This is a genomic window from Curtobacterium oceanosedimentum, from assembly GCF_020297365.1.
GTDB lineage: Bacteria > Actinomycetota > Actinomycetes > Actinomycetales > Microbacteriaceae > Curtobacterium.
On sequence record NZ_JAIXIG010000030.1, the window covers coordinates 1 to 15,027 of the forward strand.

Genomic DNA, 15,027 nt, shown 5'->3' on the forward strand with positions numbered 1-15,027 from the left:
TGCGCCCGCCCGCCGGACGCACCTCGAGCCTCCCGTCCGCCCCCACGCGCAGCGTGCCCACGCCGCCGAGCACACGCCCGCCCTGCCGTCGCTCCACGTGCAGGACCAGGTCGAACGCGCTGACCGCCTGGCGCGCAAGTGCCTCGGCGCCGAGTCCAGCCAAGGCACCGAGCGCCTCGAGCCGTGCCGCCACGTCCGCGGTGCCGTTCGCGTGCGCCGTCCCCGCGCCGCCGTCGTGACCGGTGTTCAGCGCCGACACGAGCTCCCGCACCTCGGCCCCGCGGCACTCCCCAACGACGATCCGGTCGGGACGCATGCGCAGCGCCTCGCGCACGAGCCGGTCGAGCCCGAGCGCACCGGCGCCCTCGGCGTTCGCCTGCCGTGCTTCGAGCGCGACGACGTGCGGGTGGGCGATGCGGAGCTCGGCGACGTCCTCGACGGTGACGATGCGCTCGTGGGTCGGCACCGCCCCGAGCATCGCCGCGAGCAGTGTCGTCTTGCCGCTGCCGGTCGCCCCCGTCACCAGGACGTTGCGGCGACGGTCGACGGCGTCCTCGACGACCGCACGCGGCACCGTCGAGAACGTCCCGGACCGTTCCAGGCCGGCGAGGGTGGGGCGGTGCACCTGGGGCAGTCGGATCGACAGGGCCGTGCCGGCGACGGAGACCGGGGCGAGCACCACGTGCACCCGCACCCCGTCGCCGTGTCGGACGTCGGCACACGGTGTGGTCTCGTCGACGTGTCGGCCGCCGAGCGCGACCAGGCGGGTCGCGAGTTCGCGGACGCGCCCCTCGGTCAACCGCGGCCGGACCGCCACGAGCCCGGCGCCCCGGTCCACCCAGGTCCCGACCCCGCCGACCACGAGCACGTCGGTGACGGACGCGTCCGCGACGAGTGCGGCGAGCTCCTCGAACTCGACCAGGCGGTCGGTGCGTCGACGCCGCGAGGGCACCGCACCGGGCAGGAAGGGGCCGCTGGCCTCGAGCGCCGCGTGCGCCGGCCCCGCCGGAGTCGACGGCGGGATGGACCGAGACGGCGGGGATGGCGGGTTCGGCGGGGCGCGATGCAGGGGCACACGCCGACCGTACGGACGAACGGGATCCCACCAACCGCCCCACAAGTGCGCGGTGGACAACTCCCTCCAGTCAGCACCAACGGTCCGATGTGTACCCCGAAACGGAAAGCCGTACCCCGGTCGGTGACGCGACACCGGCTTGCACGAATGACACCGGATCGAGCGTGGCGGAGCCGCGGAGCAGGGGTCCAGCGAGCGCGGAAGGCGCGATCGATTTCATCCCTCGCCATGGACCGTTCTGTCCACGACGACCGCATACCCGCGCGGATCGTAGCGCGTCATCGGAGTCCGAACAGCGACGATCACTCGCATCAGACCCCGGGAAACAGAAGAGGCGGCACCGGTTGGGGGGAACAGGTGCCGCCTTGACATCGAGGGATTGGGGGGAATCCGATTCGATGCCGCCGGAAACGAGTCCAGCGGGATCTACTGTACCCCATGATCGGCCTCCCGGGGCAACCCCGGACACGACCGCCGGGCGTGCCGCCGTGCCACCGCCCGGTGGGGTGAGGGGTAGCATCCCGGTGCACCCCGCCGCAACGACGCGAAAGGACATCGATGTCCACTCCGACCCAGACCGACTCCCGTGGCGACGACGGAGCGACCTTCGCGCCGCCGCCCGACTTCGTGGCCGACGCGATCGCCGGCGAGGACCTCCACCACGCCGCGACGGCCGACCGCGAGGCGTTCTGGGCCGGGCAGGCGCGGGACCTCGTCGACTGGCGCACGCCCTTCACGCAGACCCTCGACTGGTCGGGTGCCCCGTTCGCGAAGTGGTTCGCCGACGGCACCCTCAACGTCGCCGAGAACTGCCTCGACCGGCACGTCCGCGCGGGCAACGGCGACCGGGTCGCGATCCACTTCGAGGGAGCACCGGGCGACACCCGCCGCATCACCTACGCCGAGCTCACCGCCGAGGTGCAGCGCGCCGCGAACATGCTCACCGACCTGGGCGTCGGACAGGGCGACCGTGTCGTGGTCTACCTGCCGCTCATCCCCGAGGCCGTCGTCACGATGCTGGCCGTGGCCCGCATCGGCGCCGTGCACTCCGTCGTGTTCGGTGGGTTCAGCGCCGAGAGCCTCCGCGCCCGCATCGAGGACGCCGGCGCCAAGCTGGTCGTCACCGCCGACGGCGGCTGGCGTCGCGGTGCCGTGTCCGCGCTCAAGCCCGCCGTCGACGAAGCCCTGACCGGCGACGGCACGGACAGCGTCGAGCACGTGCTGGTCGTCAAGCGCGGCGGCAACGAGATCACCTGGAACGACCGCGACCTGTGGTGGCACGACGAGCTGGCGAAGGCCGCGCCCGAGCACGTGGCCCGGGCCTTCCCCGCCGAGACCCCGCTGTTCATCCTGTACACCTCGGGCACGACGGGGAAGCCGAAGGGCATCGTGCACACCTCCGGTGGGTACCTGACCCAGGCGGCGTACACGCACAAGAACGTGTTCGACATGCACCCCGAGAAGGACGTCTACTGGTGCACCGCCGACATCGGCTGGATCACCGGGCACTCCTACGTCGTGTACGGGCCCCTCGCGAACGGCGTCACGCAGGTGCTCTACGAGGGCACCCCGGACGAGCCGCAGCCGGGGCGCTGGTGGGACATCGTCGACTCCTACGGCGTCACCGTCCTGTACACGGCGCCCACCGCGGTTCGCGCCGCGATGAAGGCCGGCCGACAGATCCCCGAGGCGCGCAACCTGCAGACGCTCCGCCTGCTCGGCAGCGTCGGTGAACCGATCAACCCCGAGGCGTGGCAGTGGTACCGGCAGGTCATCGGCCACGACCGCACCCCGATCGTCGACACCTGGTGGCAGACCGAGACCGGCGCGATCATGATCTCCGCGCTGCCCGGCGTCACGAAGCTCAAGCCCGGCGCTGCGCAGACGCCGCTGCCCGGCATCGTCGCCGAGATCGTCGACGACGACGGCAACCGCGCCGACCCCGGCGAGAGCGGCTACCTCACCATCACGGAGCCGTGGCCGTCGATGGCGCGCGGCATCTGGAACGACCCCGACCGCTTCGTCGAGACGTACTGGTCGCGGTTCCCGGGTCGCTACTTCGCGGGCGACGGCGCTCGACTCGACGGCCAGGGCGACATCTGGATCCAGGGCCGCGTCGACGACGTCATGAACGTCTCCGGTCACCGGCTGTCGACCGCGGAGATCGAGTCCGCCCTGGTCGGGCACGAGGGCGTCGCCGAGGCGGCCGTCGTGGGCGCCGCCGACGAGACCACGGGCCAGGCGGTCGTCGCGTACGTGATCCTGACCGCCGAGGCCGCTGCGGACGTCGACCGTCAGGCCGTCGCCGCGGAGCTCCGGAACTGGGTCGGCAAGCGGATCGGCGCGATCGCGAAGCCCCGGCAGGTCGTCATCGTGCCCGAGCTGCCGAAGACGCGCTCCGGCAAGATCATGCGCCGCCTGCTCCGCGACGCGGCGGAGGGCCGCCGCATCGGCGACACGACCACGCTCGCCGACCCGACGATCATGGCGACCATCGCGGAACTCATGTAGCAGGAACGACGCGAGCCGCGCCTCCCGACCGGGTCGGACGGGAGGCGCGGCTCGCGTGACGTGTGCTGCTGACGGTCCGTCAGGCGGTGAGCTCGACCACCAGCTCGACCTCGACCGGTGCGTCCAGCGGGAGCACCGCCACGCCCACCGCGCTGCGCGCGTGGACGCCGGCGTCACCGAAGACCTCGCCGACCAGGGTCGACGCGCCGTTCGCGACACCGGGCTGGCCCGTGAAGGACGGGTCCGACGCCACGAACACCGTGACCTTCACGACGCGGGCCACGCGGTCGAGCGAGCCGGCGACCGACTGCACGGCGGCCAGGGCGTTCAGCGCGGCCACGCGGGCCTGGGCGGCGGCGGTCTCCGGGTCGACGTCGGCACCGACCTTGCCGGTCACGGGCAGGGCGCCGTCGACGAACGGCAGCTGGCCCGCCGTGTGGACGTACTGGCCCGTCACGACGGCGGGCACGTAGGCGGCGACGGGCGCGGCGACCGCGGGGATCGTCAGGCCGAGTTCGGCGAGCCGGTCGGCGATGCTCATGCGTCGGCCTTGGGGCGCTTCAGGTAGGCGACGAGGCCGCCCTCGGGACCGGTGACGATCTGGACCAGCTCCCAGCCCTCGTCCCCGTAGTTGTTGAGGATCGCGGTGGTGTTGTGGATCATCAGGGGCGTGGTGAAGTACTCCCAGCGAGTCATGCGGTTCCTTGCCAGCCTTTCAGTCGTGGGTGTCGTTTAGGCTGCATCCTATGTCTGCCCAGAAGACGTCTGCATCGCGGACCAAGCCCGTCTCAGCAGTCGGCGCCTTCATCGGATTCGTCGGGTTCAGTGCCCTCGCCGGCCTGCTCGTGACCATCGGTGTCACCCCCGCGATCGCGGTCGCCGGCGTGACGACGACGTCCACGATCGGTGTGTTCGAATCGCTGCCGGAGTACATCGAGATCGGTGACCTGCCGCAGCGCAACGAGATGTACGCGTACTCGGGCGGCAAGTCGGTGCACTTCGCCACGCTGTACGACCAGAACCGCCAGGAGCTGAAGTTCGACCAGATCAGCGACCAGCTGAAGAACGCGGCGATCGACGGCGAGGACAAGCGCTTCTACGACCACGGCGGCGTCGACATGACCTCGCTCATCCGCGCGGGTGTCGGCAGCATCGCCGGCGGGCTCGGCGAGTCGGGCGGTGGGTCGACCCTGACCATGCAGCTCGTCCGCAACATCAAGATGCAGCAGGCCCTCGAGCTCCCCACGAAGAAGGAGCAGGTCAAGGCCTACAACGAGGCCGTCGAGCAGACCATCCCCCGCAAGCTCGAGGAGATGAAGCTCGCGATCGGGCTGGCGAAGAAGTACTCCAAGAAGGAGATCCTCACCGCCTACCTGAACATCGCCTACTTCGGCGACCAGACCTACGGCGTGCAGGCCGCCGCGCAGCACTACTACAACAAGAGCGCGACCGACCTGACCCCGGCCGAGGCTGCGTCGCTCATCGCGATCGTGCAGTACCCCGAGGCACGCAACCTGTCGAGCCCGAAGAAGTACGACGCGAACGTGGCCCGACGCAACGTCGTCCTGCGCTCGATGTACGCGCAGAAGAACCTGACCGAGGAGGAGTACCGCACGGCGCGCCAGTCGAAGCCGGCGGACTACGTGCACCTGACGCAGCCGTCGCAGGGCTGCCGGGCATCGGTCGGCGACGGTTCGCAGTTCTTCTGCGACTACGCCAAGAAGGTCGTGCTCGAGATGCCGCAGCTCGGCTCGTCGCAGAAGGCGCGTGACACCGCGTGGCGTAACGGTGGCTACAAGATCCAGACGTCGCTGAACATCGACCTGAACGCCGAGCAGAAGCGTCTGTTGAACACGTACGACAACAAGGCCGAGACGAACATGGCGCTCGGCGCGACCCTCAACTCCATCGAGGCCGGGTCGGGGCGCATCATCACGATGGCGCAGAACAAGGACTTCGACGAATCGCTGAAGTCCGCCCCCACGTCGACGTCGCTGAACTACAGCGTGGACGAGAAGTACGGGAGCTCGAAGGGCTTCCAGACGGGCTCCACGTACAAGCTCTTCACCCTGCTCGACTGGGTGAAGCAGGGGCACGGCCTGAACGAGACCGTCAGTGGAGCGGAGCGAACGGTCTCGCCGTGGACCATCTGCGGCCAGACGGACTACACCGCGTTCCCGGTGTCGAACGATGCTCCGGGTGAGGGCGGCAACTGGAGCGTCATGGGTGCCACCGCTGGTTCCATCAACGGCGCGTTCGCCTCGATGGCGCAGAAGCTCGACCTCTGCGACATCCGCGACGTCGCGAAGTCGCTCGGCGTCCACCGTGCGGACGGCGACGAGCTCCAGTACATGAACCCGTCCGCGATCCTCGGTACCAACGAGATCGCGCCGATGACGATGGCCTCCGCCTACGCCGCGGTCGCGAACAACGGTGTGTACTGCAAGCCGATCGCGATCGACCAGATCACCTCGCCGTCGGGCAAGAAGCTCGGCGGCCAGACGAAGGACTGCAAGCAGGCCGTCGACCCGGCCTTCGCGCAGGCCGCGATCTACGCCATGAAGGGCACGATCAGGAGCGGTACTGCCCAGGGCGCGCAGACCCCCGACGGTACGCAGCTCTTCGCGAAGACGGGTACCACCGACGAGGCCGACCAGATCTGGCTCGTCGGCGCGAGCTCGCGTGTCGCCACCGCCTACTGGCAGGGCAACACCGACGGCCGGAAGATCAACCTCCGCCACTTCAGCAACGGCGTGAGCAACACCTACGCCGGCGCTCGCGCTGACGTCTGGCGTCAGGCCATGACCCCGATCAACGCCCTCTACCCGGCGGGCCCGTTCACCGATCCGCAGCAGTCATCCATCCGTGGCAACGCCAAGTCGCTGCCGAACCTGCAGGGCAAGACCGCCGACGAGGCACGCTCGGCGATCTCCGGCGCCGGCTTCACCTACGTCGACGGCGGAGCTCGCCCGGGCACCGGCGAGCCCGGCCGTGTCTCGACGACCTCCCCGGCCGCCGGCGCGCTGCTCTCCAGCGGCGCGAGCGTCACGGTCTACACGTCGGACGGCAGCCAGGCGACGGTCCCCGACATCGGCGGTGCGTCCGTCGGCAGCGCCCGCTCGGCACTGAACGACGCCGGCTTCACCAACGTCAGCCTCACCGAGGACTACGCGAAGGGCGGCGGCGGCAAGACCTGCAAGGTCGCGGCCGTCGAGCCAGCCGCCAACACCGACGTGGCCAAGGACGCCGAACTCCGCGTCCAGCTCTACGGCGACAAGAACGGCAAGGCGCCGAAGGACTGCAAGTGACACGCGGTCGCGCCGCGCTGGGGGTCCTCGCAGCGGGCGCGGCCGTCGGTGCCGCCTCGGCGGCCTGGGGCTCGCTCGTCGAGCGTCGTCGCTTCGGGATCCGGTGGGAGACCGTCCCGGTCCTCCCGCCGGGGTCGCGCGACGTCACGGTCCTGCACCTGTCGGACATCCACATGGCCCCGTGGCAGGCCGACAAGCAGCAGTGGATCCGCGACCTCAGCCTCGTCGAGCCCGACTTCGTCGTGAACACCGGCGACAACCTCGGGCACGCCACGGCCAACGCCGCCGTCGAGTACGCGCTCGAGCCGTTCCGCGGGGTGCCCGGCGTCTTCGCCTACGGGTCGAACGACTTCTTCGGCCCCTCCCCGCGCAACCCGCTGCGGTACTTCTCGGGCCCGAGCAGCACGCACGCCACCGCCACACCCGTGGAACTCGACATCGACCGCCAGACGGCGTTCTTCGAGTCCCTCGGCTGGCTCGACCTGAACGACAAGGCGCACGCCGTCGAACTGCGCGGCTCGCGCTTCGAGTTGTTCGGCACGTCGGACGCCCACCGCGACTGGGACCGGCTCGACCTGCTGCCGACGAACGTCGACGAGATGCGCAGCGACGTGTCCTGGTCCGACGACGAGGACGGCCCCGCCCCGGTGTCGATCGCGGTCACGCACGCGCCCTACCGGCGGGTGCTCGACGCCTTCGTCACGCAGGGTGCCGACGTCATCTTCGCGGGACACACGCACGGCGGCCAGGTCGCGGTGCCCGGGGTCGGTGCGCTGCTCACGAACAGCGACCTCCCCCGCCGGTTCGCCAGCGGGCTGCACAAGTGGGAGCACCGCAACCACTGGTCGTGGCTCGAGGTCTCGGCGGGTCTCGGCACGTCGATCTACGCGCCGGTCCGGTTCGCGTGCCGTCCCGAGGCCGTCGTCGTCACCCTGACTGCACGGACCTCCTGATCCGACGCGCCCGGGAGTTCACCCGATGGTCGTGAGCATCCCCGAACATCGGATAGACTTCTGGGGTTGCTCCGACACGGAGTGACCACACCGCGGGGTGTGGCGCAGCTTGGTAGCGCGCCTCGTTCGGGACGAGGAGGTCGCAGGTTCAAATCCTGTCACCCCGACACTGTGTTGAGACAGTACGAAGAAGGCCCTGGTTCTCCGGAACCAGGGCCTTCTGCTTTCATCGGTGACCTCGACCGTCCGATGGGTCGCAGGACCCACGCGCCCCCGTCCTCCCCCACCGCGAGCACGCCCTCCCGCTACGCTCGCAAGCGCCATGCAGAACGACCATCCCCTCGCCGCCGTGCTCACCGCGATCGCCGCGGAGTTCCCGGACGTCGCGGACGACCCGGTCCTGACGCAGAACCTGGTCGACAACGTGACGTCGATGATCGCGGAGGCCCACGAGCGGTACGCGGCAGGCCCCGACGGCAGTGTCGTGAGCCACGCGTTCCTCGATCCCGAACACCTGGCGACCGGGAGCCTGCACGCCGAGCACGCCCAACACCCGGCGGGCGCCATGCTCGCCGCCGAGATGCTGTTCGACGCCTACCTGCCGGTCTTCGTCGACGAGGTCGGTGCGACTTCCACCGTCGAGGTCCTGCGCGCCACCCGGGCCCTGCACGCCGGCATCTGGAGCCGGTTCCCCGCCGGGGCGGTCGCCTACACCGAGGCACTGCGCCAGCGCGTCACGACGGCGCACCTGGACTCCCGCACGCAGATCGCGCGGGACCTGCACGACCGCGTGGCACACGGCATCCTCGCCGGGTTGCAGCGCCTCGACCTCGTCCTGCTGACGGACCCGCCGTCGGACGAACGAGCCGACCAGCTGGACGACGCCGCACGGCTGCTGCGCCGAGCCCTCGGCGACGTACAGGACCTGGCGGTCAGCCTGCACGCCCGCGTCGGGGACGCACTGCTCGACGACGCGCTCCGTCGGCACGTGCGTGACCTGTTCCCCGACGACGACCGGCTGTCGGTCGGATCGACGGGCACACCCGCTCCGCTGCCGAACTGGCAGGCCGAGGAAGCCCTGACGATCCTGCTCGAGGCGCTGACGAACCGCAGCAAGCACGCTCCCGGTTCGACGACGTCGGTGCACTTCGCGTGGTCGCCCGCTGCGCTGGTCGTGACCGTCTCCGACGACGGTCCGGGCTTCGACCCGAGCGCCGACGCCGACGGACGCCTCGGGCAACAGACGATGCGCGAGCGAGCCGCGGTCATCGGCGCGCGACTCGACGTCGAGAGCGTCGAGAGCGGTCCGGACACCGGCACCACCGTCCGGCTGACGATCCCGAGGGGCACACTGTGACCGTCACGCACGTGGCCGTCGTCGACGACCATCGGCTGTTCCGCGAGGGACTCGTCACGATCCTCGGCTCGGTTCCGACGGTCCGGGTGGTCGCACACGGGGAGCGGCCGTCCGACGTGCTCGACTCCCCCGAGGCCGCCGCGATCGACGTCCTGCTGCTCGACGTCGAACTCGACGGACCACCCGCACGCACGACGATCGCCACGGTCCGCCGCACCCGGCCGGACATCGCGGTCGTGGTGCTCACCATGCACCGGGACGCCGTGCTGCGCCGGACCCTGCTCGACGCCGGCGCCGTCGACTTCGTGACGAAGGACACCCCGAGCCGCGAACTCGTCGACCGCATCGCGCGCGCAGCCCACGCCGACGCCGCCCCCGTCACCTTCCCGGTCGACCTGGTGACCGAGGCCCGCGCGGGCTCACCGCTGAGCGACCGCGAACTCGAGGTCTTGCGACTGATCGCCGCCGCCCGCAGCAACGCCGAGATCGCCGCCGACCTGCAGCTCGCGGTCGGCACGGTGAAGCGGCACGTCTACAACGTGTTCCGCAAGCTCGACGTTGGTTCCCGCGTCGGCGCGGTCGCCGCTGCGACGCGCCTGGGCCTGCTCTCCTGAGGCAGCGCCCCACTCCGTGAGCAGGAATGGTCGGGTGCCCAGCGGCGACCCGACCATTCCTGCTCACCAAGCGCGAGCGCTCGACCGTGCGGGCGAACGACTAGACCGCCGCGGCCACTCCGGCCGGCACGAGCCGCCCCTCGCCGTGCAGCCGCGCCACGACCTCGAGGGCCTGGTGCCGGTACCGCGCCTGGGCGGCCCCGGGCGAGACGATCACGCCGTCCGCCCCCGTCGACGCCACGAGCGCGTTGATCTTGTCGGCCACCTGGTCCGCGGTGCCGTAGGCCTGCCGCTCGGTGCGGGCGGCGATGAACCGACGCTCGAGGTCGGAGAACTCGTACGCCCGTGCCTCGTCCATCGACACCGGCTCGGGCTTGGCCCCCTGGCGCATCCGGATGAACGAGATCATGCCCGGGGCGCTCTGCTCGTCCACGACGGCCGGGTCCTCGTCGGTGACGACCTGCACGCCGATCAGCGCGTTCGGCGTCTGCCGGAAGCGCGACGGGCGGAACGAGTCGCGGTACAGCGCGAGCGCCGCCTCGGTGTTGTCGGACGCGAAGTGGTGCGCGAAGGCGAACGAGACGCCGAGGGCACCCGCGACCTGCGCGCTGTAGCCGGAGGACCCGAGCAGCCAGAACTCGGGCACGTCGCCGTACCCGGGCACCGCCTGGATGCGCGACAGCGGGTTCGCGGGGTCCATGCCGGTGAAGAACCCGATCAGGTCGGACAGGCGCTCCGGGAAGTCGTCGACGTCCAGCCGGTCGGTGCGACGCAGGGCCATCGCCGTGGCGCCGTCCGTGCCGGGCGCACGCCCGAGCCCGAGGTCGACGCGGTCGCCGTACAGCGCCCGCAGCGTGCCGAACTGCTCGGCGACGACGAGCGGCGCGTGGTTCGGCAGCATCACCCCGCCGGACCCGATGCGGATGGTCGAGGTGGCCGCGCCGACGGCGCTCAACAGCACGGCGGGTGCCGAAGACGTGATGCCGGGCATGCCGTGGTGCTCGGCGACCCAGAAGCGCTCGTACCCGAGCTGCTCGGCGCGCACCGCCATGTCGATGGAGCCCTGCAGGGCCTCGGTGTTGGTCTGGCCGTACTCGCGGGTCGCCAGGTCGAGGACGGAGAGGTGCAGGGTGTCGTCGGTCATGTGGGCACCAACCCGTGCGTGCCGCCGCACATTCCGGCGGAGACCGGTCACGACGTGCCGTCGCCCGGTCGGCGGGCGGTCGCCGGGCGTCGCCCGACGACCGGGGGGGCGACGGTTCGCGACCACTCGGCGGAGGCGCGTGGCGCGCCCTGGAACGACGGCGCGGCGGCCGGGAGGCGCGGGGCGGGGCCGTGCCGCGCCTCCCGGCCGCTGTCCGGTCACGTCTCGGGCGCGCACGGTCACGACGTGCCGTGCGCACCTCGCGGACCGGTCACGCCCGGTCGCCCGACGGGCGCACCGACGACGGAACGCGACCGCTCGCCGGACCCGGGCGGGGTGTCGTGACCGGCCGACCCGACCGCTCAGGCGCCGTCGAGGCGTCCGCCGGACTCCGTCAGGTAGCAGTTGGCACAGAGCGACTCGTACGCGACGTCGACGCCGTCGATCGCGACCTGCGACCCGTCGAAGACGAACCGGCCGTCGACGGTCCGGGCGTTGAACACGGCCTTGCGACCGCAGCGGCAGATGGTCTTGAGCTCCTCGAGGGAGTGCGCGACCTCGAGCAGGCGGGCGCTGCCGGGGAACGCCTCGGTGCGGAAGTCGGTGCGGATGCCGTAGGTGATGACCGGGATCTCGTCGAGCACCGCGATCCGCAGCAGGTCGTCGACCTGGCGCGGGGCGAGGAACTGCGCCTCGTCGACGAGCACGCAGCTGACCGGACGCACCATGCCGTCCAGGCGGTCCGACTCCGGGTCGACGGCGCCCGCGGCGGTGACGGCCTGGCGGACGTCCGCGTCGGGGCCGAACACGATGTCGACGGTGCGCGTGACCCCGAGCCGCGAGACGATCTCACGGTCGCCCTTGGTGTCGATCGCCGGCTTGGCGAGGAGCACCCGGTGCCCACGCTCCTCGTAGTTGTACGCCGCCTGCAGGAGTCCGGTGCTCTTCCCGCTGTTCATCGCGCCGTAGCGGAAGTAGAGCTTCGCCACTACGCGAGGAACCCGTCCTCGGCGGCCCGACGGATGAGGTCGGACTTCTTCGAGGCGGGTCGACCGACCTTGCTGTACTTCTCGCGCACCCGACGCAGGTAGGTCTTGGCGGTCTCGTACTGCACGTTCATCTGCGCGGCGACCTCGTTCGTCGAGTAGCCCGACACGTACAGGCGCAGCGCTTCCTCTTCGCCGGCGCTGAGCTTGGGCCGCTGGTGGGCGGCCGCCCCGGTCGGCAGCGGTCGCCACTCCCGCGGCTGCGGGGTCTCGCGGGCGACGCCCATGATCTCGCGAGCGACGTCCATGACCTCGCGCATCGGGAGCGACTTCGACAGGAACGCCGCAGCTCCGGCGGCCAGGGCACGGTCGCGGGACTCGCGGCTGTCGACGCTCGACAGGACGATCACCTTGGCGCCGGCAGCACGGCAGGTGCGCACGCGGGCCTCGATCGAGACCGGCTCCTTGAGCTGGAAGTCGAGGAACACCAGGTCGGTCGGGAAGCTGTCGCTGTGCACCATCTCGAGCCAGGTGTGCGCGGTCAGGGCGAGGTCGAAGTCGAATGCGTTGACGGCGATCCAGCTCGACAGGCTGTCCAGCAGCACCTCGTGGTCGTCGAGGATGGCCAGCCGCACACGTCGTGCTCCCGGGTTCGGGACGGCCGGGAGCCCCTCCGAGAGCCGGTTGGGGTCAGTGCTGGTCATACGAGAACCTTAGTGCGAGGGCGGACGGACGGACCGAGACGTCGAGGTCGGGGAACGTCACACGGAGGACGGCGAGGTAGGGGTCGAACGTGCGGTGGATGCCGATGTCGGAGTCGGCGACGACGAGGTCGAGCGCGACGACCACGCCGGCCGATCCGTCGTCTGCGCGGCGCACCGTCGCCCGGAACCCGGCCGGGTCGACGGTGACGGCACGGAACGCCGCGCGGACGAAGGTGCGCACGACGGTCCGCTGGTCGGTGTCGAGCGTCGCGATGAGTCCGTCGGGGTCGTCGACCACGGCGGCGGCACCGCCTTCGACCCGGACGGCGTACTCGAACCAGGTGCGGTCGGCGTCGGCGACCATGGACCGACGGATGCCGTCGGCGATCTCGCGGGCTCGCTCGCGGTCGGCGTCCGTGATGCCGTCGCGGGTGCGCAGCTCGGCGAAGAACGGTGCGACGTCGCGGGACAGGATCGTCGATCGGTCCTGCTGCACGCTCGCCGCGATGCCGTCGCGTTCGGCCCGCGCCACCGAGTAGGAGCCGGCGCGGATCTGCACGCGTTCCGCCAGGCCGGCGAACGTGCGGGCGAAGACCGCCGACGCCGCGGTGAGCACCAGGGTGGGTGCCGCGGCCAGGAAGGCGGCGACCGCGACGGGGACCTCGTGGGGGAAGACCGCGGCCCCGATGCCCCACGTCACGGCGTTCACCACGGCGAGCACCACACCACCGACGGCCAGGTCGGTCCACGGGCGGTACGGCGCGACCATCACGATGCCGGTCGCCGTGATGAGCGACATGAAGTCGTTCAGGGCGCTGCGGTCCGGGCCCCACTGCGCGGCGACGCTCGTCATGGAGGCCAGGCCGAGCAGCCCGACGTGCGCGATGTACGCCCAGCGCGGGAACGGTGCACGGAAGGGGCTCGACGCGACGAAGACGACGGCGGCCGACGCGGCGACGAGCAGCACGGTCAGGGCGCTCAGCGTGGCGCTCCCCTCGACGTCGCGGTCGAACACCGACACGAGGAGCGCCCACACGATCCCGGCGGCGCCGAGCACGACGGCGAGCGGCCGGGAGCCCATGGCGCCGAGGGGGTCGTACTGCTGGGCGGTCCGGCGGACCTCGGGCGCCCGACGGCCGCGCACCGCCCTCACCGCCCGGCTCCCTGGCCGTCGCCGCTCCCGACCGGCACGGTGACCGCGCCGGTGACGGGTCCGTACGGGACGGTCATCATGACGCTGGTACCGGAACCCGGCGACGACCAGATCTGCACCTCGCCGCCGACCCGACCGATGCGGTCACGGACGGATCCGCGGAGCCCCATCCGGTCCGCCCCGGTGGCGTCCTCGTCGAATCCGCGGCCGTCGTCCACGACCATCACCGTGCACGAGGCGCTGTCGTCGAACACGCTGACCTCGGCGGCGTCGGTGCCGGCGTGCTTCCGGACGTTCGCCAGGCACTGCCCGACGGCGCGGACGAGCGCGGCGAGGGCTCGCTGGTCGAGTCGTTCGAGGGTCGAGGTGTCGCCGGAGACGGTGACGTCGAGCCCGAGTGCGCGGTGCTCGTCGACCATGGCGTCGAAGACCGCTGCCCCGGCGCCCGGCTGCGGTCGCACCACGGGAGCGAGCCACCCCTTGCCGGTGAGGACCGCGACGTCGGCGTCGACGGTCTCGGCCAGGTGCGGGTCCATCGGGCCGTCGGGTGCGACGGCGATCGCGCCGAGGTGGTTCAGGACGGTGTCGTGCAGGATCGCGGCGGCCTCGGCCTCGACCCCGGCGCGGTACGCCGAGACGTGCTCCTCGCGCGCCGACCGCAGGAGCTCCGGCTGCACCTGCTCGGAGCGCGTGGTGCTCCGGCTCGTGGCGAGCACGAGCGCCACCACGAAGCCGAGGGTGACCCAGGCGAGCACGAGCGGCCGCAGGGTCGCACCGGCCTGCTCGATCGCGATCCAGGTGGCAGCCCGGCCGACCACGAAGCCGACGAACGACCACAGGGCGACCCCGCGCGGCGCGGCACCGGCCCCGCCGACCAGGATGAGCGGGATCACGACCAGGGACAGCAGGTACGACGTCACCCAACCGGTCGGCACCTGCTCCTGCACCCCGAGGGCGAACCACCAGGCACACACGCCGCCGACCACCAGGAACGCGCCGGCCGACCGCGAGGTACCGAACTGCACGTGCACGCCGACCATCGCCAGCATCGGCAGGAGGGCCAGCACGGCGGGCAGGACCTGCACCTCCGGCTCGGACAGCCGGTAGAGCACCAGGGCGATCCCCGCGGCGACGATCGACCCGATGGCACCGGCGTGGAACGCACGCACCGTCGACCACGCGTTCACGCGCGGCGCGAGGTGCGTGGGGATGCCGAGCACGA

At 71.5% G+C, this 15,027-nt stretch carries 13 protein-coding genes and 1 tRNA gene; 6 read left to right on the forward strand and 8 right to left on the reverse strand.

Going from position 1 to position 15,027, the window contains the following annotated elements; translation table 11 throughout:
* A partial coding sequence (locus tag LEL83_RS13165) for a TadA family conjugal transfer-associated ATPase (RefSeq protein ID WP_372454461.1) occupies positions 1–1,075 on the reverse strand: 1,075 nt, incomplete at its 3' end.
* 558 nt (positions 1,076–1,633) lie between these two features.
* Here LEL83_RS13165 and acs point away from each other — a divergent pair.
* Positions 1,634–3,586: an acetate--CoA ligase gene (gene acs / locus LEL83_RS13170; RefSeq protein WP_225559154.1), complete on the forward strand. Its 1,953-nt coding sequence runs from the start codon at positions 1,634–1,636 to the stop codon at positions 3,584–3,586.
* Positions 3,587–3,665: 79 nt separating this feature from the next.
* On the opposite strand, the gene LEL83_RS13175 is transcribed toward acs, so the two are convergent.
* Together LEL83_RS13175 and sp36 are read right to left on the reverse strand one after the other, a co-directional pair.
* Positions 3,666–4,127, reverse strand: coding sequence for a RidA family protein (locus LEL83_RS13175; protein ID WP_225559155.1), 462 nt, complete (start codon positions 4,125–4,127; stop codon positions 3,666–3,668).
* Positions 4,124–4,282, reverse strand: a complete 159-nt coding sequence (gene sp36 / locus LEL83_RS13180) for a Sp36 family protein (RefSeq protein WP_017888699.1) — start codon at positions 4,280–4,282, stop codon at positions 4,124–4,126. Before sp36 ends, LEL83_RS13175 begins: the two co-directional genes overlap by 4 nt.
* A gap of 50 nt (positions 4,283–4,332) precedes the next feature.
* Here sp36 and LEL83_RS13185 point away from each other — a divergent pair, with 50 nt between their 5' ends.
* The 5 genes from LEL83_RS13185 (at position 4,333) to LEL83_RS16300 (ending at position 9,818) form a co-directional block, all read left to right on the forward strand.
* Positions 4,333–6,894, forward strand: coding sequence for a transglycosylase domain-containing protein (locus LEL83_RS13185; protein WP_225559156.1), 2,562 nt, complete (start codon positions 4,333–4,335; stop codon positions 6,892–6,894).
* Positions 6,891–7,847 (forward strand): metallophosphoesterase, encoded by a 957-nt coding sequence (locus tag LEL83_RS13190; RefSeq protein ID WP_225559157.1) that lies wholly within the window; start codon positions 6,891–6,893, stop codon positions 7,845–7,847. Before LEL83_RS13185 ends, LEL83_RS13190 begins: the two co-directional genes overlap by 4 nt.
* A 93-nt stretch (positions 7,848–7,940) precedes the next feature.
* Positions 7,941–8,014 (forward strand) — tRNA-Pro (locus LEL83_RS13195).
* A 155-nt stretch (positions 8,015–8,169) separates the two neighbouring features.
* Positions 8,170–9,204 (forward strand): sensor histidine kinase, encoded by a 1,035-nt coding sequence (locus tag LEL83_RS13200; RefSeq protein WP_225559158.1) that lies wholly within the window; start codon positions 8,170–8,172, stop codon positions 9,202–9,204.
* On the forward strand, positions 9,201–9,818 hold the full coding sequence (locus tag LEL83_RS16300; protein WP_225559159.1) for a response regulator transcription factor: 618 nt from the start codon (positions 9,201–9,203) through the stop codon (positions 9,816–9,818). Before LEL83_RS13200 ends, LEL83_RS16300 begins: the two co-directional genes overlap by 4 nt.
* Before the next feature lie 100 nt (positions 9,819–9,918).
* Here the strand turns inward: LEL83_RS16300 and LEL83_RS13210 are convergent, their stop codons facing one another.
* From LEL83_RS13210 to LEL83_RS13230, 5 genes are all read right to left on the reverse strand, one after another.
* Positions 9,919–10,962 (reverse strand): LLM class flavin-dependent oxidoreductase, encoded by a 1,044-nt coding sequence (locus LEL83_RS13210; RefSeq protein ID WP_225559160.1) that lies wholly within the window; start codon positions 10,960–10,962, stop codon positions 9,919–9,921.
* Between the two features lie 362 nt (positions 10,963–11,324).
* Positions 11,325–11,951, reverse strand: a complete 627-nt coding sequence (locus tag LEL83_RS13215) for a thymidine kinase (RefSeq protein WP_225559161.1) — start codon at positions 11,949–11,951, stop codon at positions 11,325–11,327.
* Complete coding sequence (locus tag LEL83_RS13220; protein WP_225559162.1) at positions 11,951–12,652, reverse strand: response regulator transcription factor; 702 nt, start codon at positions 12,650–12,652, stop codon at positions 11,951–11,953. The genes LEL83_RS13215 and LEL83_RS13220 overlap by 1 nt, the downstream gene beginning before the upstream one ends.
* Entirely contained in the window at positions 12,639–13,805 is a 1,167-nt protein-coding gene (locus LEL83_RS13225; protein ID WP_225559163.1) for a hypothetical protein, read from the reverse strand. The genes LEL83_RS13220 and LEL83_RS13225 overlap by 14 nt, the downstream gene beginning before the upstream one ends.
* The gene (locus tag LEL83_RS13230) at positions 13,802–15,025 is read right to left on the reverse strand and encodes a sensor histidine kinase (protein ID WP_198656337.1); all 1,224 of its coding nucleotides are present in this window, start codon (positions 15,023–15,025) and stop codon (positions 13,802–13,804) included. Before LEL83_RS13230 ends, LEL83_RS13225 begins: the two co-directional genes overlap by 4 nt.
* Positions 15,026–15,027: the final 2 nt, after the last annotated feature.

What these genes read in the sequence shown, in the direction of transcription:
- acs (WP_225559154.1), top strand. Translation starts at nt 1,634, where the DNA reads ATGTCCACTCCGACCCAGACCGACTCCCGTGGCGACGACGGAGCGACC.
- LEL83_RS13175 (WP_225559155.1), bottom strand. Translation starts at nt 4,127, where the DNA reads ATGAGCATCGCCGACCGGCTCGCCGAACTCGGCCTGACGATCCCCGCG.
- sp36 (WP_017888699.1), bottom strand. Translation starts at nt 4,282, where the DNA reads ATGACTCGCTGGGAGTACTTCACCACGCCCCTGATGATCCACAACACC.
- LEL83_RS13185 (WP_225559156.1), top strand. Translation starts at nt 4,333, where the DNA reads ATGTCTGCCCAGAAGACGTCTGCATCGCGGACCAAGCCCGTCTCAGCA.
- LEL83_RS13200 (WP_225559158.1), top strand. Translation starts at nt 8,170, where the DNA reads ATGCAGAACGACCATCCCCTCGCCGCCGTGCTCACCGCGATCGCCGCG.
- LEL83_RS13210 (WP_225559160.1), bottom strand. Translation starts at nt 10,962, where the DNA reads ATGACCGACGACACCCTGCACCTCTCCGTCCTCGACCTGGCGACCCGC.
- LEL83_RS13220 (WP_225559162.1), bottom strand. Translation starts at nt 12,652, where the DNA reads ATGACCAGCACTGACCCCAACCGGCTCTCGGAGGGGCTCCCGGCCGTC.